Here is a 20,687-nt window from a genome sequence, read left to right as displayed (position 1 = left end):
TCCTACAGAGGGTTCATGTCGCCCACAAAACCTGTGGGAGCGGGCTTGCTCGCGAAAGCTGTTTCAAATTCAACTCACCAACTTCGCCGTACCAAACAGGCTGACCCGACTCAAAGCCCCCTGCTCTTCCTCCAGCAAAATAGGCGCCGTCCCACCCGGCATCACAACCTTCACCTCCCCGGCCTTCACCCAACCCACCCGCCACGCGGAGCAGGCGACCGCCGTCGCGCTGGTCCCCGAAGACGCCGTCGGCCCCTCGCCGCGCTCGAACACCCGCGCAATCACCCGCTGCCCACCGTCGTAGGTGGCCCATTGCAGGTTGATCCCCGCCGGACACGGCCGCCCGGCGCCCGTCGGCATGGCATAGGCGATACGCGTCAGGCCTTCACCCAACACCGGCTCGCGCATCTGCTCATTGCTCGGCAGATCCTCGACGCGATCCACCAGCGTCACACAATGCGGATTGCCCACCCGCGCCAACTGACTGCGCGACCAGGCGCCATTAAGCGCCGCCAAGGACTGCACATGACTGAGCTCGCGCCCGTTCATCACCACTGTTTCAACGCCCACGGCACTGACCGCCGCCGGTCCGAAGCCCGGCTGGCCCAGATCAAGCCAGAACCCCTGCACACCCTCGACCTGCGCCGCCTTCACCGACGTCTCCCCCGGCGACACCACATCGGCCTTGTCGTGATGCACCCGCAGCACACAGGCCTCGTCCGTCGGCAAAAGCCCCAGGTCACTCAGCGCCTGGGAGAAGATCGTCAGCCCGTTGCCGCTGCGCTCGGCCAGGGTGCCGTCGGTGTTGACGATCAGCAGATCAAAAGGCGGCGATGCCTGGAACGGCCCCACCAGCAGGCCGTCGCTGCGATGTTCCTTCGCCCCGGGCGGTTGCGTGCCGGGCGCCCAGGCGCAGCAGGCTTCGATGGCGGCCAGTGCCCAGGCTTCACGGTTTTGCGCCGCATCACGGGCCTGATCGGGCAAGGCAATGCCCTGAAGGCGCAACTCTTCGGGCGCCGCCACCCTGTAGATATTGCCCCGCGCATCGTACATCCGCGCCATAACGCCCCCCGTTGGAATGATCGAAAGCCCTCAACATATCGCGAAACACTCGCCTGCTGTGCAACGATGTACAGCTTCTGCATCGCCACACCGCACGGACGCTGGTCGAACCCTCACCGGTCGATCACTGTCCCTGGGGGACGCGAAGTTTTACGCCAAGGATCGATATGACCAATCTCAACAACCAGAGCTCTTTCGTACCGGGGCGCCTGGAGCAGATGTCCACGCGCATCGCCTTTTTCATCGCAGGCGCAGGCATCGCCGCGTGGGCGCCACTGGTGCCCTACGCCAAGGCCCGTGCCGGGCTGGACGAAGGCACCCTCGGCCTGTTGCTGCTGTGCCTGGGGGTGGGTTCGATCCTGGCCATGCCCTTGGCCGGCATCCTCGCCGGCCGCTTCGGCTGCCGCAAGATCGCGACCGGCGGCACGCTGCTGATCTGCATCGCCTTGCCGTTGCTGGCAACGGTGTCGTCGATCCCGGCGCTGATCGCGGCCTTGTTCATTTTCGGCGCGGGCCTGGGCACGGTGGATTCGACGGTGAACCTGCAGGCGGTGATCGTCGAGCGGGCCAGCGGCCGGAACATGATGTCGGGCTTCCATGGCCTGTTCAGCCTTGGCGGAATCGTCGGCGCGGCCGGGGTCAGCGGGTTGCTGGGCCTGGGGCTGTCGCCGCTGGCCGCCATGCTGGTGGTGATCGTGCTGTTGCTGGTCGCGCTGGCCAGGGCGGCGCCGCACCTGCTGCCCTACGGCAGCGAGAGTTCGGGCCCGGCGTTCGCGGTGCCCCACGGCATCGTGCTGTTCATCGGCGGGATGTGCTTCATCGTGTTCCTCGCCGAAGGCGCGGCACTGGACTGGAGCGCGGTGTTCCTGGCGCAGGAACGCGGGATCGACACGGCCTATGCCGGGCTTGGGTACGCGGCCTTTGCGCTGACCATGACCGCGGGCAGGTTGACCGGTGATTCGATCGTGCGCCGGCTGGGTGCGACGCGGGTGATGGTGTTTGGGGGTGCGTTAGCCGCGTTCGGGCTGTTGCTGGCGACCTTCGTGCCGAGCTGGCAAGCGGCGCTGGTGGGTTATGCCTTGCTGGGCGCGGGCTGCTCGAACATCGTGCCGGTGCTGTATACGGCGGTGGGCAAGCAGACGTTGATGCCGCAAAGCATTGCCGTGCCGGCCATTACCACCTTGGGGTATGCGGGGATTCTTGCGGGGCCTGCGGTGATTGGTTTCATCGCCCACGCCGCGAGTTTGAGCTTTGCCTTTGCGCTGATGGCGGTGCTGCTGATCGCGGTGGCGATTGGCGGGAAAGTCCTGAAAGTCTAGCTGTAAAAGATGTCAGTCAAACCGCCGCGGTCCCTGTAGCAGCTGGCGAAGCCTGCGTCCGGCTGCTACAGGGGACCGAGTGATGGCTTGGCTGATCGGTGCTGGAGCAAGCTCCATTTTCACAAATCAGTTAGAACCCTACACTGGCCTGCACAAAGAACGTCCGCGGCGCCCCCACGTACATCCCCGCATTGTTATCGCTGGAGCGAGTGAAGTACTGCTTGTCGAAGACGTTCTTCACCCCCGCTCCCAGCTTCAGGTTCGACACCGAAGGCCCGAAGTCATAGCCGCCACGCACATTCCAGGTCACGTAACCCGGAATGTCGCCGTACTGCCCGTCGGCGGTGCCTTCGGTGATGTAGTTGTTGGTGAAGCTGCCGTCGGCGTTGATCGCCACGCCCGGCGAGCGCTGTTTGGACTGGGCGAACGCATCGACGTTGTAAGTCCAGCGGTTGATGTCGTAGCGCAGGCCGGCGGTGGCCACCTGACGCGAGTAGAACGGCAGGTCGCGGCCCTTGAAGTCCGGAATGTCCCCTTCGTACACCGCGCGGGTGTAGGTGTAGCCGGCGTTGGCGGTCAGGCCTTCGAGGCGTGGGTCCAGCGCGGCCAGGTCGTAGTGCACCGACGCCTCGATACCACGGTGGGTGGTCGCGCCGAGGTTGGTCCAGCCGGCGTCGTTGCTGATGTACTGCAGTTCTTTATCGAAGTCGATGTAGAACAGCGTCACTTCACCGCCCCACACCTCATCGTTGTAGCGCGTACCGATCTCGTAGGTCTTGGCCTTTTCCGGCTCCAGGCCGTTGGCGGTGTTGTCACCCGCGCCGCCCTGGCCGAGCTGGAAGTACTGCAACGCGCCGAACGAGGTCTCGTAGTTGGCGAACAGTTTCCACGCATCGGACATGTGATACATCACGCTCAGCGCCGGCAGCGGTTCGTTGCTCTCGATGCTGCGGTTCTTCTCCGGCACCGGCTTGCCGGCGGTGTCGAGCACCGGGCGGTCATGCCAGTCAGTGCTGATGTGTTCGAAGCGGATACCCGGGGTGATGGTCCAGTTGCCGACGTCGATCTTGTTGTCGACGTACACCGAGTTGGCCTCGGTGCCACCGGTACGGTCCTGATAGACGTGGCCGTCCGAGCCCGGACGCACCACCGGCTCGTTGTTGACCAGCGCCAGACGGCTGGCCTCTTCGTGCATGCCTTCTTTGAGGTAGCGATAACCGACGCTGACTTCCTGGGTGGTCGGGCCGACGTCGAACACATGGGACACCCGCGGTTCGATGCCGAAGGTGTAGTAGGTGCGCGGGAACGAGCCGAGGGTCTTCTGGTCGCGGGCGGCGATGTTGCTGCCACGGAAGCTGTCGGTGTAGTAGGTCAGCACTTCGGCCTGGGTGCGGTCGTCGATCTGCCGGGCCCACTTGAACGACACGTCCTTGCGGCGGCCGCTGAAGTTGTCGTTGTTGCGGTCGGACTGGAACGGGTCGGCGTCGTACTGGGCCTGGGTCAGGCCGCCGGGCATGTCGGCACTGCCGTCGTAGTAGTGAAAGTTCAGGCTGAAATCATCGTAATCGGTCGGTGCCCAATGAGTCTTGAGGATCACGTCGTCGATGTCGTTGCCATTGTTGCGCTCGCGGTAGCCGTTGCCGTTCACGCCCGAGTACAACAGCGCCACGCCGATGCCGTTGTCGGCGGTGCCGCCCATGAAGGCGGTGTCGATGTGCTTCCAGCCACCGTGCTGGGAAGTTTCCAGGGTGGTGCCGATTTCAGCGGTCGGTTTTTCCGGAATGGCGCGGGTCACGAAGTTGATCACGCCGCCCACGTTCTGCGGCCCGTAACGCACGGAACCGGCGCCGCGCACCACGTCGATGCTGTCCAGGTTCCCGGAGGAAATCGGTGCCATGGACAGTTGTGGTTGGCCGTAGGGGGCGAAGGCCGCCGGCACGCCGTCGATCAGCACGGTGGAGCGTGGCGACAGACGCGATGTCAGGCCGCGCACGCCGACGTTGAGGGAAATGTCGCTGCCGCCGGTGCCGTTGGCGTCCTGCACCTGCACGCCGGGTACGCGTTTGAGCACGTCACCGACGTTCATCGCGCCCTGCTCGATCATGGCTTCGCGGCGGATCACCGTCCGCGCGCCCGGGTGGTTCTGCACCACGGCGGCATCGGCATCGCCCAGCCAGTCACCGACCACCTTGATGTCGGTCGCGGCCAGTTCCAGCGGGCCGTTTGACGCCTGGCTCGGCGCCGGCATCAGGGTCACCGAACCTTCATCGATGGAATACTGCAGGCCGCTGCCTTGCAGCAACTGGCGCAGCGCTTCTTCCGGCGAAAGGTTGCCGTCCACCGCCGGGGCTTGCTTGCCGGCGACCAGGTCAGGGCTGAAGAAAACCTGCAACGAGGTTTGCTGACCCAGCTGAGTCAGGGCCTGACCCAATGGTTGTGCCTGGATATGGATGGCATCGGCGGCGAATGCCTGAGGCATCGCAACGTTGACCGCCAGCGCGAGCGCCAGCGGCAACCAAGGGAAGGTCGGGGTTTGAGCGGTGGATTTTTTCACGTCGAACGTATTCCTGTGGATCGCAAGAGTGTGCGCTTGTTAATGCAAACCAGTTGCAGTTGAACAGGAAGACGATGAACTCGAAAAAAACCTGAATTTTATTTTGAAATTATTTCCTGGCTGCCGTCGTCGAGGGTGCGAACGGCCACCGGAAGGATGCTCGGCAAGGCCTTGAGCAGCGCATCGGTGTTGTCGGACTTGAACACGCTGGTCAGGCGCAGATTGCCCACGGCCGGGCTTGCGACCTTGAGCGGCTTGGCCCGATAACGCGACACCTGCTCGGCGACATCGCTCAAGCTTGCGTTGTTGAACACCAGCTTGCCGCTGCGCCAGGCGGTCATTTCCGCCGGGTTGACCGCATAGGCGGCCGCGACCTTGTCCTGCGCATCGACATGGGTGCCCAGGCCTGCGGTGAGGCTGACGAAATCGTTGTCGGCGGCCGAACGCCCCTGGACTTTGACCGTGCCCTGCTCCACCACCACCCGCGTGTCGGCGCTGCCACGGCGCACATCGAAGCGGGTGCCGGTGACCGTGACCTTGCCGTGTCCGGTCTCGACCACGAACGGCCGGCTGCTGTCGTGCTGGACGCTGAACATCGCCTCGCCTTCAGTGAGCTCGATGCCACGGCGGTTCTTTTCAAAGTGCACCTGGATCTTGCTGCGGCTGTCCAGGTCCACGGTCGAGCCATCGGGCAACGCCACTTGCCGGCGTTCGCCCAGGGCTGTGGAAAACTCCGCCGTATAGGGCGATGGGTGATTCAAGCCGCTGAACAGTCCCAGGCCGAGCGCCACCGCGACCACACTGGCGGCCACCGCATAACGCAGGATCGGCCGGCGCTTGATCGGCTTCGGCGCCTCTTCGCACAGCGCCAGAAGACGCGCCGACGGCACCAGATCGGCGGCTTTCCACACGCCCTGCAGGCATTCGAATTCGGTTCGGTGTTGAGGGTGTTCGTTGAGCCAGGTTTCAAATTGGCGATACACCTCGACATCAACGGCTGCTTCCTGCAAACGCACAAACCACCGCGCCGCGTCATCGCGAACTGTTGTTTGCCCGCACGCGCAATCACGAGTATCCATCATGGAAGTTCCTGTTTGGCCGGGGATAAAAATAGACGCCCTACACAATCTCTTCTGTAGGAGCTGCCGAAGGCTGTGATCTTTTGATCTTGCTTTGAAAAAACAAAATCAAAAGATCGCAGCCTTCGGCAGCGCCTGCGTACAGCGGCGGCGCGGATCATGATTGCAGTCCGTCAAGGCGGTCGCGCAGATGCCGCAGCGTGCGGATCATATACTTTTCCACCATGTTCTTGGACAGTCCCAGGCGTTCGGCGATTTCCGCCTGGGTCAGGCCTTCGATCTTCTGCCAGACGAACACCTTGCGGCAGTTGATCGGCAGCTCCGTGAGCGCCCGCTCGATGGAATCAGCCAATTGGATCGCATGCATGTAATGCTCCGGGTCGCCGGCTGACGACACACTGAGATCGATCGCCTCAGACTCCATGGCCCCCCGTTGCTCCTCACGCCGATCCTCTCGCCGATAGGCATCCACCGCGATATTGCGCGCGGTCTGGTGCAAATACGCCCGTGGCTGCTGCACCGCCGCCGAATCGGACTCGAGCACGCGCACGAAGGTGTCGTGAGCCAGATCCTCGGCCTGCTGACGATTTCTCAGGCGACGAGTCCAGGTCCCGACCAACTCTTCGTAATGCTCGAAAAAGCCGTGTCTGCGGGGCAACTTGAGGGTCATTGCGGTGTGCTGTATGAACGGGGCGTGAATAGTAATGCTTCGTATTAACCCGAAGCAATGGCTTCCCGTCCGGACTCTAACCCTCCCTGTAGGAGCTCAGCTGACGCGTGAATAGCCTCCCATCACCCCTTTCTTCGACAACACCCACTGCCACAACTGAATGTCCCGCGCGCGAAACGCGCCGGCGCAGGACAGCAGGTAGTACTTCCACATCTTGTAGAAGCGCTCGCCCAGTTCCGCAGAGAACAGCGGCCAGTGTTGTTCGAAGTTGTCGAACCACGCCATCAGGGTCTTGTCGTAATCGGCGCCGAAGTTGTGCAGGTCTTCGGCGACGAACAGGCCTTCGATCGAAGTGGCGATTTGTGCGATGGAGGGCAGGTCGCCGTTGGGGAAAATGTATTTGTCGATCCATGGATCGGGTGCAGTTTTGCTGATGTTCTTGCCGATGGTGTGCAGCAGAAAAAGTCCGTCGTCCTTGAGACAACGATTGGCGGTTTCCATATAAACGCGATGGTTCTTGCGCCCTACATGTTCGAACATGCCGACGCTGACGATGTGGTCGAACTGTTCGTTCAGATCCCGGTAATCCTGCAATCTGAACTCAATCGGCAAGTGCGAATAACGGTTTTTCGCCCATTCACTCTGTTCTTTCGAGATGGTGACGCCAACACATTCAACGCCATAGTGTTCGGCCGCATACGACATGAAACTGCCCCAGCCGCAGCCAATGTCGAGCACCTTCATGCCGGGTTTCAGATCAAGCTTTCGGCAAATCAGATCGAGTTTGGCGTTTTGCGCTTCTTCAAGGGTGCTGGCGTCTTTCCAGTAACCGCAGGTGTAGGTCATGCGGCCGTCGAGCATGCTGGCGTAAAAGTCGTTGCCCAGGTCGTAATGCCGCTGGCCGACTTCCCAGGCTTTATCCTGGGTCTGGCGATTGGTGAATTTCGCCGATAGCGCATGGAGAATGATGGCGAACGGGTTGACCGTGTCGGTGACCCCGGAGCGCATCAGCCGGGAGAAAAACTCGTCCAGCTCCTGGGAATCCCACAACCCCGCCATGTAGGCCTCGCCCAGGCCCAGGTTGCCTCTGGACAATGCCGCCTCGGGCACGCCATCGCCCAGCAGGGTCATGTCGAACGGCGCGCAGCCGTTCATGGACAAACCCGCAGACTTCAACAATCCCTGCACAAACCGATGGGCCTTGGTCTGGTTTGCTTGCGTATCGGTACAGCCAGTCAATTCAGTCCGCATAAACAACCCTTACACATCACGTATATTTAAGATTGAACGCATCACTATTGAGCACATGAATCTTCAGAACGTTTTCCAGTTCCTTTCGAACAAACTTCTCGGGAATAAGCGCGAGGTTGGAGTTGAGTTTCTTGATGACCCAACGCTGTCCTCTGTCGATAAAGAACAATCGGTCGACGATGTCTTCAATGGCCATGGCCTTGTTATAAAACTCGCCGACGCTGGCACTGGGTATGCCACCCAGGTACTTGATGCAGTCCCGTATGCGCCGGCAACTTTCCGCCTCGCCTTTCTGAATTTTGTTCAACAGTTCCTGCTGCTGTTCTTCGGTCGCTTCCTTGAGTGTTTCCGTTGCCAGCCGCGCGCCGGCGCGTTCCGCTTCGAGCAATTCCTGAAGCAGGCTGATGGTTTCGTGCTTGACTAATTCGCTCACGATAATCGACTCCTGAAACGTCGTTCACGAGCATATCCCCGGCCATTTACACAGCCGTAATGAATATTGATGAGCCTTTAAAGCAAAAATATTGATGGAAAACCGGCGAGCGCAACCGATCAATGGCGCCAATGTTCAGTGCAAAAAAAATGCAGACAGCCAGCAATAACTTGAAGCTGTAACGATTAAACGAAAAACAGTAAATAGTTGAATCCATACGACTAATTCACTATTTACTTTCAACACTGACACCCAAATACAGTTCCACCGAGCCAAACCGTTCAGCGGAAATGTTGCCTCAGGCACAAATCCGAAGGATTCTGGCAGCGATTCCAATGCAGCCGTTCACCGGCTGCTGCAAAGTGCTGGCATGCCTGACCCGGTATCCCCGAAGGAACCCTGAATGTTCACCTCCCTGAAAACAAAAAACAGAAAACAACTGGCCCCGCTGGCCCTGGCCATCGCCCTGGGCACCCTCGGCCTGCCTTTCCTTGCCAGCGACGCACTGGCCCACGGCGGCCACGCGGAAATGGTGCCGCTGCAAGCGGGCCTCGAGGAATTCGGCGCCTCGGTGAAGTGGGACGACTACGCCGATGTCTTCACCATCGCCAAAGACGGCGTCTTCCTGAAGGTCAAGCCGAACAGCAAAGTGGCCATGCTCAACGGCAAGCGCATGGAGCTGACGGTGCCGGTGGTGTTCAAGGGCCAGACCGCCTACATGTCCAAGGACTTCATCAACCAGGTCTTCCAGTCGGGTCTGGACACCACCTTCGTCGTCGAAACCCGCCCCAACCCGCTCAACCCCTTGAGCGCGGACGAAATCACCACGGCGGTGGACATCGTCAAGAAATCCGAGAACTACAAGCCGGGCTTTCGCTTCACCGAAGTGTCGGTCAAGGAGCCGCCGAAGGATCAGGTGTGGAATTTCGCCTTCACCGGGCAGAACGTCACTCAGCCGCGCCAGGCCTCCATCGTGGTGCTGGACGGCAAGCATGTGATCGAAGCGCTGGTGGATCTGGACAGCAAGCAGCTCAAGTCCTGGAAGCCAATCGAAGGCGCCCACGGCATGGTGCTGCTGGATGATTTCGCCACCGTGCAATCGGCGGTCGAGACCAGCCCGGAATACGCCCAGGCCCTGGCCAAGCGCGGCATCAATGATGTGAAAAAAGTGGTCGCCACGCCGTTGACCGTCGGCTACTTCGACGGCAAGGACGGCCTGGCCCAGGACAAACGCCTGCTGAAGATCGTCAGCTACCTGGATGTCGGCGACGGCAACTACTGGGCGCACCCGATCGAAGGCCTGGTGGCGATTGTCGATCTGGAGCAGAAGAAGCTGATCAAGATCGAGGACGAAGCGCTGATCCCGGTGCCGATGAAACCCACGCCCTATGACGGTCGCGGGCGCAAGGGCGTGGCGGTCAAGCCGCTGGAAATCACCGAGCCCGAGGGCAAGAACTACACCATCAGCGGCAACAGCATTCACTGGCAGAACTGGGACTTCCACGTGCGCCTGGATTCGCGGGTCGGGCCGATCCTGTCCACCGTCACCTACGACGACAAGGGCAAGAAGCGCAAGATCATGTACGAGGGCTCGCTGGGCGGCATGATCGTGCCTTACGGCGACCCGGATGTGGGTTGGTACTTCAAGGCGTACCTGGATTCCGGCGACTACGGCATGGGCACCCTGACCTCGCCGATCGCCCGTGGCAAGGATGCGCCGCAAAACGCCGTGCTGCTGGACGCGACCATCGCCGACTACACCGGCGCGCCGACCACCATTCCACGGGCCATGGCGATTTTCGAACGCTATGCAGGGCCCGAGTACAAGCACCAGGAAATGGGCCAGCCGAACCTGAGCACCGAGCGGCGTGAACTGGTGGTGCGCTGGATCAGCACCGTGGGCAACTACGACTACATCTTCGACTGGGTCTTCCAGCAAAACGGCACCATCGGCATCGACGCCGGCGCCACCGGCATCGAAGCGGTCAAGGGCGTGAAGTCCAGAACCATGCATGAAGAGACCGCCAAGGAAGACACCCGCTACGGCACCCTGCTCGACCACAACATCGTCGGCACCACGCACCAGCACATCTATAACTTCCGCCTGGACCTGGACGTGGACGGTGAAAGCAACTCGCTGGTGGAAGTCAATCCGGTGGTGCTGCCCAACGACCGTGGCGGCCCGCGCACCAGCACCATGCAGACCGAAACCAAGGTGGTCAGCACCGAGCAGCAGGCCGCGCAGAAATTCGACCCGTCGACCGTGCGCCTGCTGACCAACTTCAGCAAGGAAAACAAGGTCGGTAACCCGGTCTCCTACCAGTTGATCCCCTATGCCGGCGGCACGCATCCGGTGGCCAAGGGCGCCAACTTCGGCAAGGACGAATGGCTGTACCACCGCCTGAGCTTCATGGACAAGCAACTGTGGGTGACCCAGTACAACCCTGAAGAGAAATACCCGGAAGGCAAATACCCGAACCGCTCGGACAAGGACTCGGGCCTGGGCCAGTTCACTCAGGACAACCACTCCATCGAAAACACCGATGACGTGGTCTGGCTCACCACCGGCACCACCCACATCGCCCGCGCCGAAGAGTGGCCGATCATGCCGACCGAGTGGGTGCACGTACTGCTCAAACCGTGGAACTTCTTCGACGAAACCCCGACCTTGAACCTCAACGCGCCGAAATAACCGTCAAAAGATCGCAGCCTTCGGCAGCTCCTACAGGATCGGGTTAACAACCGACCACTGTAGGAGCTGCCGCAGGCTGCGGGGTGAAGCGGCAGGATTGAGGTTGGCTGTCAGGGCCTCATCGCGGGCAAGCCCGCTCCCACAGTTTTATGAGGCCGCCGCATTCCCTGTAGGAGCTTTATGCATGCTGCTTACGATACTCCCCCGGCGCAATGCCGAAGCGCGATTTGAAGGCTGTGGAGAAGTAGCTCGAATCCGAGAACCCCCAGGAATACCCCAGCACCGACAGCTTCTGCTCCTTGCCCGACTGGCGCAGTGACTCGGCGCACAGGTCCAGGCGGCGGTTCTTGATGTAGCGCGCCACCACCAGGCCTTTCTTGGCGAACATCCGGTACAGGCCGCGGGTCGACATGCCGACTTCCCGCGCCAGCCATTCCGGGCACAGTTCTTCGGAGCGGATGTGCTGATCGATGAAGCTCAGGGTCTTGCGGAAGGTGCGTTCGTGCAGGTCGGTGCAGTCGTCGCTCTGGCTGATTGCCGGACGCAACAGGCTGACAATCGCCTCCAGGGTCGCCTCGCTTTCCTGCCGGCTCATGTCCGGCTGGCGCGTGGCTTCGAGGATCAGCCGGTGCGAGAGCATGGCGATGGGCGAGGTCCCGGCAATCCGGTGGCCGCACTTGACCTGATTGAAGCGCAGGGTCTGCTCCACCAACTGATAGGGCAGGATCAGCGACAACTGCCGTGAGTTTTCGCTGTAGGTGAAATCGCTGGGCCGCGAAGCGTCGATCAGGGTGATGTCGCCGGCCGACAGCAGCACCTTGTCGTCACCCTGGGCCATGCCCGCGGTGCCGTCGAGCTGGAACACCGCGAAGTACTTGCCGCCCTCGCCCGCCGCGACTTCCTGCGGGGTGCGGTACAGCCGCGCCTGGCAGACATCGACGAAACTGAGCTTCAAGGCATCGCTGCGGTATTCCCGGATCTGTCCGGAAAATTCGCTGCCCAGGGGTTTGGCATTGAAGGCGCCACAGATCTGGTTGATCTGATGGATCCATTGATCGAAACCATCCTGGCGCTGTGCGGTTGTTGAAATCATGGCAGGCCTCTCACGCAGGCTTTGTTTTTATTGTCTACGTCAAAACACGGGTTCTCCTGAACAGCGACTCTCCCTCAACGACGACGGGTTATTTCAACCCGCCAAAACGTCGGTAAAAACTCTCGCCCACGTCCGGCAACGGGCCGTCGGCGGTTTCCAGTGCGCTGTTCAGCCATTCCTCGGCCTTGGCGTAAATCAACCGGTAAATATTGCGGCACAACTGCCGCGCCGCCCGACCTTCCCAGTCGCCGGGCAACAGTTCATCGGGCAACTGCGGGTCACGCAGCAGCAGTTTGCGGTACTCGTGAATCAGCAGAATCCGTGCCAGGAAGCAGTCCGCCGGTTGCAGGTTTTCCTGCTCGCGAAGCGCTTGCCAGAGCGGTCGGAACAGCTGGATGAACTCGCTGTAATGGGTCGCCAGCTCTTCGATGTTCCAGCTCTCGCGCACCTGCAGGCGCAGGGCCTTGGAGGCCATGACGTCTTGGGCGGTGGTTTCGAAGACGATGGTGTCTTCCTGGGCGCCGAGGTCGAGCAAGGTGGCGTTGACATCGTTGCGATCGCTGCGCGGGCAGGCCAGCACCACCGGCGAAATTGCACCAAAACCTTGCCATTCCAGTTCTTCGCGCACTTGCTTGCGCTTGTCCTGGGTCAACTGCGACAGCATCACCAGGCACCAGGAACCGTCCCAGGCCGGCATGCTGGTGCTGTACACCCGCTTGAATGCCTTGTCGAAACGCCGGCGACCGGTGCCGGTCAGGCTGTAGTAACTGCGGCGCCCGACTTTCTCGGCGGTCAGCCAGCCTTCCTTGGTCAGGCGAAAGATCGAGGTGCGGATCAACCGCTCGTTGATGCCGATCGGTTCGAGCAATTGAATCAGGCTGCCCAACCAGACGGTCCCGCCATGGGGCTCGATGGCATCACCGTACAGGGTGATGATCAGGGAACTGGCGCGGATTGGCGTCTGCTCCTGGAAGCGCGTAATCAGTTGGTTCAAAGGTGTCAGGGACGACATGGGCGTACCGAGCTGGAAAAAAGGATGAAATATACCGCTTTAACTGAACGCTGACTCATCTGTAGCAGCTGCCGAAGGCTGCATCCGGCTGCGCAGCAGTCGTAAAACCTGAATATGCGATTTTGCGGGAGGAATGCGTTGCCTGAAGGCGAGCGCTTCGTGCTCGGACGCAGCCTTCGGCAGTTGCTACAGGGATCGCGTTCACACCGTGCTGCCCTTCGGACGCAGGCCGCTGTCGCTGATCCGCGGGCGATCCGCCTCCGGCGCGCTCAGCGGCTCGCACTCGCGCATCTGCTCCAGGCACCGCTGCGCCAACTGCTGATACTCCCGTGTCCCCGCCTGCTTCCACGCCACTTCCTGATCGCTCAAGGTGCGCTTGATGCCGGCCGGCGCGCCCATGACCAGCGACTGCTCCGGACACTCGAAACCCGCCTTGACGAACGCCGCCGCCGAAACGAAGGAACGCGGGCCGATGCGTGCGTTATCCATCACCACCGCATTCATGCCCACCAGCGCATCGGCGCCGATCCGGCAGCCGTGCAACACCGCGCCGTGGCCGATATGGCCATTGCGCTCAACCACCGTGTCGCTGTCGGGGAAACCATGCATCACGCAGGTGTCCTGCAGGTTGGCGCCCTCCTCCAGCACGATCCGCCCGAAGTCGCCGCGCAGGCTCGCCAACGGCCCCACGTAGCAATGCGGGCCGATGATCACGTCACCGATCAGCACCGCCGTCGGGTGCACATAAGCAGTGGGGTCGATCACCGGGGTCAGGCCATCGAGGCTGTAGCAGGTCATGGCAGCTTCCTTCACAAAGCGATGCAGATATTGACTCATTTTGTATCACATCGCTTTTGCCAGCACAAAGACAAAAAAGCGTATCACTTGAAAAGCGCCTTTCGGACGAACGTACTTGACCCGCATAAACCGGCACTTAAGCCAATGAATTCGGGCATTTTATTGGGAGTGACCGACACCGAAAGCTGCCTTTATAAAAGCAGCGCACGACCAATAAGACACATTAAATCAATTTCAGTATTGCATTTGCGTATCACATTGCAGGTATACTCCGGCAAAACCGGCCCCTGCGGCCGATCCAATAACAAGCCGGCCTCAGCGCCGAGCGTGCTCCGTGAGGGCAGTCTTCAATGCCGCTAACTCTTGCCGTCGAATCCATCGAATCCGGCGTGCGCCTGATTACCCTGCAGCGCCCGCAAGCCTTGAACGCCCTGAACACTCAGTTGCTGGGCGAACTGGCGGACGAACTGAGCATCGCCCAGGCCGATCCCGAGACCCGCGCCGTGGTCATCACCGGTAGCCGCAAGGCCTTCGCCGCCGGTGCCGACATCAAGGAAATGGCCGAACGCGACCTCGTCGGCATCCTCGACGACCCGCGCCAGGCCTCGTGGCAGGCCATCACCCGTTTCAACAAACCGCTGATCGCCGCCGTCAACGGCTTCGCCCTGGGCGGTGGCTGCGAACTGGCCATGCACGCCGACATCATCATTGCCGGTGAAGATGCCCGCTTCGGCCAGCCGGAAATCAACCTGGGGATCATGCCCGGTGCCGGTGGCACCCAGCGCCTGCTGCGCGCCGTTGGCAAATCCATGGCCATGCAGATGGTGTTGACCGGCGAGCCGATCGACGCCCGCCAGGCCCAGCGCGCCGGGCTGGTCAGCGAAGTCACGCAACCGGAATTTACCGTCGAACGCGCCCTGCAGGTCGCCCGTCAGATCGCCGCCAAGGCGCCATTGGCGGTACGTCTGGCCAAGGAAGCGCTGCTCAAGGCCATGGACACGGACCTGGCCAGCGGCCTGCGCTTCGAGCGCCACGCCTTCACCGTGCTGGCCGGCACCCGCGACCGTAATGAAGGCATCGCGGCGTTCCAGGAAAAGCGCACACCGACTTTCACTGGCCAGTAATCCAGTCACCACGCATTCGAACGACCTCCAAGAGAGCGCCAAGACCATGAATTTCGAACACATCCTGTTTTCCATCGACGCTGGCGTCGCCCTGCTGAGCCTCAATCGCCCCGACCAGCTCAACAGCTTCAACACCCAGATGCATGGCGAAGTGAAGGAAGCGCTGAAACGGGTGCGCCAGAATCCGGATGTGCGCGTGCTGCTGCTGACCGGTGAAGGCCGTGGCTTCTGCGCCGGGCAGGATCTGAGCGACCGCAACGTCGCGCCGGGCGCCGCCGTACCGGACCTGGGCGAGTCCATCGAGAAGTTCTACAACCCGATGATCCGTCAGCTGCGCGACCTGCCGATGCCGGTGATCTGCGCGGTCAACGGCGTGGCCGCCGGTGCCGGCGCCAACATTCCGCTGGCCTGCGATCTGGTGCTCGCCGCCCGTTCGGCCAGCTTCATCCAGGCCTTCTGCAAGATCGGCCTGATCCCGGATTCCGGTGGCACCTGGACCCTGCCGCGCCTGGTCGGCATGGCCCGCGCCAAGGCCCTGGCTCTGCTGGGCAACCGCCTGACCGCTGAACAGGCCGAGCAATGGGGCCTGATCTACCGCTGCGTGGACGACGCCGAACTGCGCGCCGAAGCGCTGAAACTCGCGCAACACCTGGCCACCCAGCCGACCTACGGTCTGGCCCTGATCAAACGCAGTTTGAACGCCAGCATGAGCAACAGCTTCGACGAACAGCTGGAGCTGGAGCGCGACCTGCAACGCCTGGCCGGGCGCAGCGAGGATTACCGCGAAGGCGTCAGCGCCTTCATGGAAAAACGCACCCCAAGCTTCAAGGGGCGCTGAGTCATGACCGCATTGAACAAAACTCAACGGGTTGCCGTGATCGGCGCCGGCGCCATGGGTGCCGGTATCGCCCAGGTCGCAGCGCAAGCCGGGCACCCGGTGTTGCTGCTGGACAACCGCCCGGGCGCTGCCGCCCAGGCCATTGAAGGCATCGACCGGCAACTGGGCAAGCGCGTCGAAAGCGGCAAGCTGTCCGCCGAATCGCGCAGCGCCACCGTGGCCCGCCTGCAAGCGGTGGAAGCCATCGAAGCCCTGGCCGATTGCGACCTGATCATCGAAGCCATCGTCGAGAACCTCGAGGTCAAGCGCGCGCTGTTCCGCCAGCTGGAAGACATCTGCGGCGATCACTGCATCCTCGCCAGCAACACCTCGTCGCTGTCGATCACCAGCATCGCCGCGCAATTGAAGCGCCCGCAACGCCTGCTCGGCCTGCACTTCTTCAACCCGGCGCCGGTGATGGCGCTGGTGGAAATCGTCTCGGGCCTGGCCAGCGATCCGGCACTTGCGCAATGTCTGTATGACACCGCCAAGGCCTGGGGCAAGAAACCGGTACACACCCGCTCCACCCCGGGTTTCATCGTCAACCGCGTGGCCCGGCCGTTCTACGCCGAAAGCCTGCGCCTGCTGCAGGAAGGCGCCGCCGACTGCCCGACCCTCGATGCGCTGATGCGCGAGGCCGGCGGTTTCGCCATGGGTGCCTTCGAGCTGACCGACCTGATCGGCCACGACGTCAACTACGCCGTGACCTGCTCGGTGTTCGACGCCTATTACCAGGACACCCGCTTCCAGCCTTCGCTGATTCAGAAGGAACTGGTGGACGGTGGCCGTTTCGGGCGCAAGAGCGGTCAGGGTTTCTATTCCTATGCCCAGGGTGCCGAGCGTCCGCCTGCACGCGAAATCACCAGCAGCGCCAGCGTGGAATGCTGTGTAGTGGAAGGCGATCTGGGCGCTGCCCGGGACCTTCTGCCGCGTCTGCGCGAACAAGGCGTCAACGTCATCCAGCGCGATGGTCGCGGTGTGCTGCGGGTCGGTGACGCGGTGCTGGCCCTGAGCGACGGGCGCATGGCCTGTCAGCGCGCGAAAGAAGATGGCCTGCGCAACCTGATCCTGCTGGACCTGACCCTGGATTACGGCACTGCCAAACGCATCGCCATCAGCCACGCGGCCGGCATCGATCCACTGGCCCTTGAGCAAGGCGTTGCCCTGCTGCAACAGGCCGGCCTCAAGGTCAGCCTGCTCAGCGACAGCCCGGCCCTGGCCGTGCTGCGCACCGTGGCCATGCTCGCCAACGAGGCTGCCGATGCCCTGCACCAAGGCGTGGCTTCGGCCGCCGACATCGATCTGGCCATGCGCGCCGGGGTCAACTACCCGCAAGGCCCGCTGGCCTGGGCCGATGCCGTTGGCCTGGCGCACATCCTCGCCACGTTGGACAACCTGCAAGCCGCTTACGGCGAAGAACGCTACCGGCCATCGCTGCTGTTGCGTCGCCTGGTCGCCGAAGGGAGAAACTTCCATGACTAACCATGAAGCGATGAACTTGGCCAGCGACTGTGCGCAGTCGCTGTTCCAGCGCGACGCCGCCAGCCAGGCAATGGGCATGCGCCTGCTGTCCGCCGGCCCCGGCACCGCTCGCGTGGGCATGACCGTGCGCGCCGACATGGTCCAGGGCCACGGCACCTGCCACGGCGGCTACCTGTTCGCCCTCGCCGACTCGGCGTTCGCCTTTGCCTGCAACAGCTATAACGAAGCCACGGTGGCCATCGGCTGCAGCATCGACTACGTCGCCCCGGCCCGCCTGAACGACACGCTCACCGCCGATTGCATCGAGCAGAGCCGCTCGGGCCGCACCGGCAACTACGACGTACGCATTGAAAACCAGCAGGGCCAGTTGATCGCCCTGTTCCACGGCAAATCCTACAAAGTGCGCGGCCCGGTGCTGACGCAGGAGACCCCGAATGAATGACGCCCTGATTATCGACGCCGTACGCACCCCGATCGGCCGCTACGCCGGCGTATTGAGCGGCGTGCGCGCCGACGACCTCGGCGCGGTGCCGCTGCGCGAACTGCAGCGCCGTCACCCGCAAGTGGACTGGAGCAGCGTCGACGATGTGATCTACGGCTGCGCCAACCAGGCCGGCGAAGACAACCGCAACGTGGCGCGCATGTCGGCGCTGCTGGCCGGGCTGCCGGTCAGCGTACCGGGCACCACCCTCAACCGCCTGTGCGGTTCGGGCCTGGATGCCGTCGGCACCGCGGCCCGGGCGATTCGCAGTGGCGAAGCCGGCCTGATGCTGGTGGGGGGCGTGGAATCGATGTCCCGCGCACCGCTGGTGATGGGCAAGGCCGAGCAGGCGTTTTCCCGCCAGGCGGAAATCTTCGACACCACCATCGGCTGGCGCTTCGTCAATCCGCTGATGAAAAAGCAGTTCGGCATTGATTCGATGCCGGAAACCGCGGAAAACGTCGCCGCACAGTTCAACATCTCCCGTGCCGACCAAGACGCCTTCGCCCTGCGCAGCCAGCAACGCGCCGCAGCCGCCCAGGCCAATGGCCGCCTGGCCAAGGAAATCGTTGCGGTGGAAATTCCCCAGCGCAAAGGCCCGGCCAAGATCGTCGAGCAGGATGAACATCCGCGCGGCGACACCACCCTGGAACAGCTGGCCAAACTCGGCACGCCGTTCCGCGAAGGCGGCAGCATCACCGCCGGCAACGCTTCGGGCGTCAACGACGGTGCCTGCGCCCTGCTGCTGGCAAGCCCGGAAGTCGCCAAGCGTCACGGCCTGACCGCCCGTGGCCGCGTGGTGGCGATGGCCACTGCCGGTGTCGAACCACGAATCATGGGCATCGGCCCGGTCCCGGCGACCCGCAAGGTGCTGGAACTGGCCAACCTGAGCCTTGAAGACATGGACGTGATCGAGCTCAACGAAGCCTTCGCCGCGCAGGGTCTGGCGGTGTTGCGCGAGCTGGGCCTGGGCGACAACGATCCGCGGGTCAACCCCAACGGCGGCGCCATTGCCCTGGGCCATCCGCTGGGCATGAGCGGCGCACGCCTGGTGACCACTGCCCTGCACGAGCTGGAAGAACGTCAAGGCCGCTACGCCCTGTGCACCATGTGCATCGGCGTGGGCCAGGGGATCGCGCTGGTCATCGAGCGTCTATCCCACTAAAGAACCGCGATTCCCAGGGAGCCGAGAGGTATCCTTGGGTCATGCACTCAAGCCCTTGTGCAAAAGGGCTGGAACACAAAAACAATTCGAGTGAAACCATGAACATGCCAATCTCCCAATCCGTGCTTGATCCTGTGCTGGACCCGCTGGAAACGGCCAGCGTCGACGAGTTGCGCCAGCATCAGCTGGACCGCATGCGCTGGAGCCTGAACCACGCCTACAACAACGTGCCGATGTACCGTCAGCGCTTCGATGAGGCGGGTGTGCACCCGGACGACATCAAGTCCCTGGAGGACCTGGCGAAGTTCCCGTTCACCACCAAGTCGGACCTGCGCGACAACTACCCCTACGGCATGTTCGCCGTGCCGATGAACGAGATCGTGCGCCTGCACGCCTCCAGCGGCACCACCGGCAAACCGACCGTGGTCGGCTACACCCAGAACGACATCGACACCTGGGCCAATGTGGTGGCCCGTTCGATTCGTGCGGCAGGCGGTCGTCGTGGCGACAAGGTGCATATTTCCTATGGCTACGGCCTGTTCACCGGCGGCCTGGGCGCGCACTACGGCGCCGAGCGCCTGGGTTGCACCGTGATCCCGATGTCCGGGGGACAGACGGAAAAGCAAGTGCAGCTGATCAAGGATTTCCAGCCGGACATCATCATGGTCACGCCGTCCTACATGCTCAACATCGCCGATGAAATCGAGCGTCAGGGCATCGACCCGCACAAACTGGCCCTGCGCCTGGGCATCTTCGGTGCCGAACCGTGGACCGCCGAACTGCGCAGCGCCATCGAGGCGCGCATGGGCATCACCGCCCTGGACATCTACGGTCTGTCGGAAATCATGGGCCCGGGTGTCGCCATGGAGTGCGCCGAGACCAAGGACGGCCCGACCATCTGGGAAGACCACTTCTACCCGGAAATCATCGACCCGGTGACCGGCGAAGTGCTGCCGGACGGCCAGATGGGTGAACTGGTGTTCACCTCCCTGAGCAAAGAAGCCCTGCCGATGATCCGCTACCGCACCCGCGACCTGACCCGCCTGCTGCCGGGCACCGCGCGGCCGATGCGCCGTATCGACAAGATCACCGGACGCAGCGACGACATGCTGATCATCCGCGGCGTCAACGTCTTCCCGACGCAGATCGAAGAACAGGTCCTGAAGATCAAGCAACTGGCCGAATGCTACGAAATCCACCTGCATCGCAACGGCAACCTCGACACCGTCGATGTGCATGTGGAGCTCAAAGCCGAACACCAGCACCTGACCGACGACCAGCAGAAAGCCGTGTGCGGCGAGCTGAGCAAGCACATCAAGACCTACATCGGCATCAGCACCCGCATCGTCCTGCAGCCGTTCCACTCGATCAAACGATCCGAGGGCAAAGCCTGCCACGTAGTGGACAACCGCCCGAAAGCATGACTGCTGCACCTTTACGGCCCCGCTGATGCGGGGTTTTTTTTTGCCTGCTCCCAGAAGGTCCCGTGCCTGTCACAACATCTGCGAACACCACCATCCACTGTGGGAGCGGGCTTGCCCGCGAAGAGGCCGGCACATTCAACATCAGTGTCGGCTGGCCTGACGCCTTCGCGG

The 20,687-nt window shown here is 62.4% G+C and carries 17 protein-coding genes; 8 read left to right on the top strand and 9 right to left on the bottom strand.

Annotation, left to right across the window (positions count from 1 at the left end; all coding sequences use genetic code 11):
* Window positions 1-69 precede the first annotated feature (69 nt).
* Entirely contained in the window at window positions 70-1,062 is a 993-nt protein-coding gene (locus tag HNO86_RS14700) for a diaminopimelate epimerase (RefSeq protein ID WP_175377667.1), read from the bottom strand.
* Window positions 1,063-1,229: 167 nt separating this feature from the next.
* Between HNO86_RS14700 and HNO86_RS14695 the strand changes: the two genes are divergently transcribed.
* A complete protein-coding gene (locus tag HNO86_RS14695; protein ID WP_175377666.1) occupies window positions 1,230-2,381 on the top strand; it encodes an MFS transporter in 1,152 nt (383 codons plus the stop codon).
* A 130-nt stretch (window positions 2,382-2,511) separates the two neighbouring features.
* On the opposite strand, the gene HNO86_RS14690 is transcribed toward HNO86_RS14695, so the two are convergent.
* The 5 genes from HNO86_RS14690 to HNO86_RS14670 all read right to left on the bottom strand — a co-directional run bounded on the left by HNO86_RS14690 (window position 2,512) and on the right by HNO86_RS14670 (window position 8,368).
* Window positions 2,512-4,935 (bottom strand): TonB-dependent siderophore receptor, encoded by a 2,424-nt coding sequence (locus HNO86_RS14690; protein ID WP_175377665.1) that lies wholly within the window; start codon window positions 4,933-4,935, stop codon window positions 2,512-2,514.
* A gap of 98 nt (window positions 4,936-5,033) precedes the next feature.
* Window positions 5,034-6,017: a FecR family protein gene (locus HNO86_RS14685; RefSeq protein ID WP_175377664.1), complete on the bottom strand. Its 984-nt coding sequence runs from the start codon at window positions 6,015-6,017 to the stop codon at window positions 5,034-5,036.
* 154 nt (window positions 6,018-6,171) lie between these two features.
* Complete coding sequence (locus HNO86_RS14680) at window positions 6,172-6,684, bottom strand: sigma-70 family RNA polymerase sigma factor (RefSeq protein ID WP_175377663.1); 513 nt, start codon at window positions 6,682-6,684, stop codon at window positions 6,172-6,174.
* A gap of 96 nt (window positions 6,685-6,780) precedes the next feature.
* Window positions 6,781-7,935, bottom strand: coding sequence for a cyclopropane fatty acyl phospholipid synthase (gene cfa, locus HNO86_RS14675; RefSeq protein ID WP_175377662.1), 1,155 nt, complete (start codon window positions 7,933-7,935; stop codon window positions 6,781-6,783).
* Between the two features lie 16 nt (window positions 7,936-7,951).
* Window positions 7,952-8,368 carry a DUF6306 domain-containing protein gene (locus HNO86_RS14670; protein WP_224540753.1) on the bottom strand — a complete coding sequence of 139 codons (417 nt, stop codon included), beginning with the start codon at window positions 8,366-8,368 and terminating at the stop codon, window positions 7,952-7,954.
* Window positions 8,369-8,771: 403 nt separating this feature from the next.
* Here HNO86_RS14670 and tynA point away from each other — a divergent pair, with 403 nt between their 5' ends.
* Entirely contained in the window at window positions 8,772-11,060 is a 2,289-nt protein-coding gene (tynA, locus tag HNO86_RS14665) for a primary-amine oxidase (RefSeq protein ID WP_175377661.1), read from the top strand.
* A gap of 178 nt (window positions 11,061-11,238) precedes the next feature.
* Here tynA and feaR read toward each other — a convergent pair whose 3' ends face one another.
* From feaR to paaY, 3 genes are all read right to left on the bottom strand, one after another.
* On the bottom strand, window positions 11,239-12,153 hold the full coding sequence (feaR, locus tag HNO86_RS14660; RefSeq protein ID WP_175377660.1) for a transcriptional regulator FeaR: 915 nt from the start codon (window positions 12,151-12,153) through the stop codon (window positions 11,239-11,241).
* 88 nt (window positions 12,154-12,241) lie between these two features.
* Window positions 12,242-13,165: a phenylacetic acid degradation operon negative regulatory protein PaaX gene (gene paaX / locus HNO86_RS14655; protein ID WP_175377659.1), complete on the bottom strand. Its 924-nt coding sequence runs from the start codon at window positions 13,163-13,165 to the stop codon at window positions 12,242-12,244.
* Between the two features lie 201 nt (window positions 13,166-13,366).
* On the bottom strand, window positions 13,367-13,963 hold the full coding sequence (gene paaY, locus HNO86_RS14650; RefSeq protein ID WP_175377658.1) for a phenylacetic acid degradation protein PaaY: 597 nt from the start codon (window positions 13,961-13,963) through the stop codon (window positions 13,367-13,369).
* Window positions 13,964-14,313: 350 nt separating this feature from the next.
* Between paaY and paaF the strand changes: the two genes are divergently transcribed.
* The 6 genes from paaF (at window position 14,314) to paaK (ending at window position 20,516) form a co-directional block, all read left to right on the top strand.
* The gene (gene paaF / locus HNO86_RS14645) at window positions 14,314-15,087 is read left to right on the top strand and encodes a 2,3-dehydroadipyl-CoA hydratase PaaF (protein ID WP_175377657.1); all 774 of its coding nucleotides are present in this window, start codon (window positions 14,314-14,316) and stop codon (window positions 15,085-15,087) included.
* 46 nt (window positions 15,088-15,133) lie between these two features.
* The gene (gene paaG, locus HNO86_RS14640) at window positions 15,134-15,925 is read left to right on the top strand and encodes a 2-(1,2-epoxy-1,2-dihydrophenyl)acetyl-CoA isomerase PaaG (RefSeq protein ID WP_175377656.1); all 792 of its coding nucleotides are present in this window, start codon (window positions 15,134-15,136) and stop codon (window positions 15,923-15,925) included.
* Between the two features lie 3 nt (window positions 15,926-15,928).
* Entirely contained in the window at window positions 15,929-17,446 is a 1,518-nt protein-coding gene (paaH, locus tag HNO86_RS14635; protein ID WP_175377655.1) for a 3-hydroxyacyl-CoA dehydrogenase PaaH, read from the top strand.
* Window positions 17,439-17,888: a hydroxyphenylacetyl-CoA thioesterase PaaI gene (gene paaI, locus HNO86_RS14630; RefSeq protein ID WP_175377654.1), complete on the top strand. Its 450-nt coding sequence runs from the start codon at window positions 17,439-17,441 to the stop codon at window positions 17,886-17,888. Before paaH ends, paaI begins: the two co-directional genes overlap by 8 nt.
* The gene (pcaF, locus tag HNO86_RS14625; RefSeq protein WP_175377653.1) at window positions 17,881-19,092 is read left to right on the top strand and encodes a 3-oxoadipyl-CoA thiolase; all 1,212 of its coding nucleotides are present in this window, start codon (window positions 17,881-17,883) and stop codon (window positions 19,090-19,092) included. Before paaI ends, pcaF begins: the two co-directional genes overlap by 8 nt.
* A gap of 98 nt (window positions 19,093-19,190) precedes the next feature.
* Window positions 19,191-20,516: a phenylacetate--CoA ligase PaaK gene (paaK, locus tag HNO86_RS14620; protein WP_175377652.1), complete on the top strand. Its 1,326-nt coding sequence runs from the start codon at window positions 19,191-19,193 to the stop codon at window positions 20,514-20,516.
* The last annotated feature ends 171 nt before the right edge of the window (window positions 20,517-20,687 follow it).

It is taken from the genome of Pseudomonas sp. C1C7 (genome assembly GCF_013359595.1).
Taxonomy (GTDB): domain Bacteria; phylum Pseudomonadota; class Gammaproteobacteria; order Pseudomonadales; family Pseudomonadaceae; genus Aquipseudomonas.
The sequence above is the reverse complement of the archived record's forward strand: the minus strand, read 5'-3'. Positions and strand labels throughout refer to the sequence as shown.

Coding starts and splice junctions, on each gene's coding strand:
- HNO86_RS14700 (WP_175377667.1), bottom strand. CDS start 1,062: ATGGCGCGGATGTACGATGCGCGGGGCAATATCTACAGGGTGGCGGCG.
- HNO86_RS14695 (WP_175377666.1), top strand. CDS start 1,230: ATGACCAATCTCAACAACCAGAGCTCTTTCGTACCGGGGCGCCTGGAG.
- HNO86_RS14685 (WP_175377664.1), bottom strand. CDS start 6,017: ATGATGGATACTCGTGATTGCGCGTGCGGGCAAACAACAGTTCGCGAT.
- HNO86_RS14680 (WP_175377663.1), bottom strand. CDS start 6,684: ATGACCCTCAAGTTGCCCCGCAGACACGGCTTTTTCGAGCATTACGAA.
- cfa (WP_175377662.1), bottom strand. CDS start 7,935: ATGCGGACTGAATTGACTGGCTGTACCGATACGCAAGCAAACCAGACC.
- tynA (WP_175377661.1), top strand. CDS start 8,772: ATGTTCACCTCCCTGAAAACAAAAAACAGAAAACAACTGGCCCCGCTG.
- feaR (WP_175377660.1), bottom strand. CDS start 12,153: ATGATTTCAACAACCGCACAGCGCCAGGATGGTTTCGATCAATGGATC.
- paaX (WP_175377659.1), bottom strand. CDS start 13,165: ATGTCGTCCCTGACACCTTTGAACCAACTGATTACGCGCTTCCAGGAG.
- paaY (WP_175377658.1), bottom strand. CDS start 13,963: ATGACCTGCTACAGCCTCGATGGCCTGACCCCGGTGATCGACCCCACT.
- paaF (WP_175377657.1), top strand. CDS start 14,314: ATGCCGCTAACTCTTGCCGTCGAATCCATCGAATCCGGCGTGCGCCTG.
- paaG (WP_175377656.1), top strand. CDS start 15,134: ATGAATTTCGAACACATCCTGTTTTCCATCGACGCTGGCGTCGCCCTG.
- paaH (WP_175377655.1), top strand. CDS start 15,929: ATGACCGCATTGAACAAAACTCAACGGGTTGCCGTGATCGGCGCCGGC.
- paaI (WP_175377654.1), top strand. CDS start 17,439: ATGACTAACCATGAAGCGATGAACTTGGCCAGCGACTGTGCGCAGTCG.
- pcaF (WP_175377653.1), top strand. CDS start 17,881: ATGAATGACGCCCTGATTATCGACGCCGTACGCACCCCGATCGGCCGC.
- paaK (WP_175377652.1), top strand. CDS start 19,191: ATGAACATGCCAATCTCCCAATCCGTGCTTGATCCTGTGCTGGACCCG.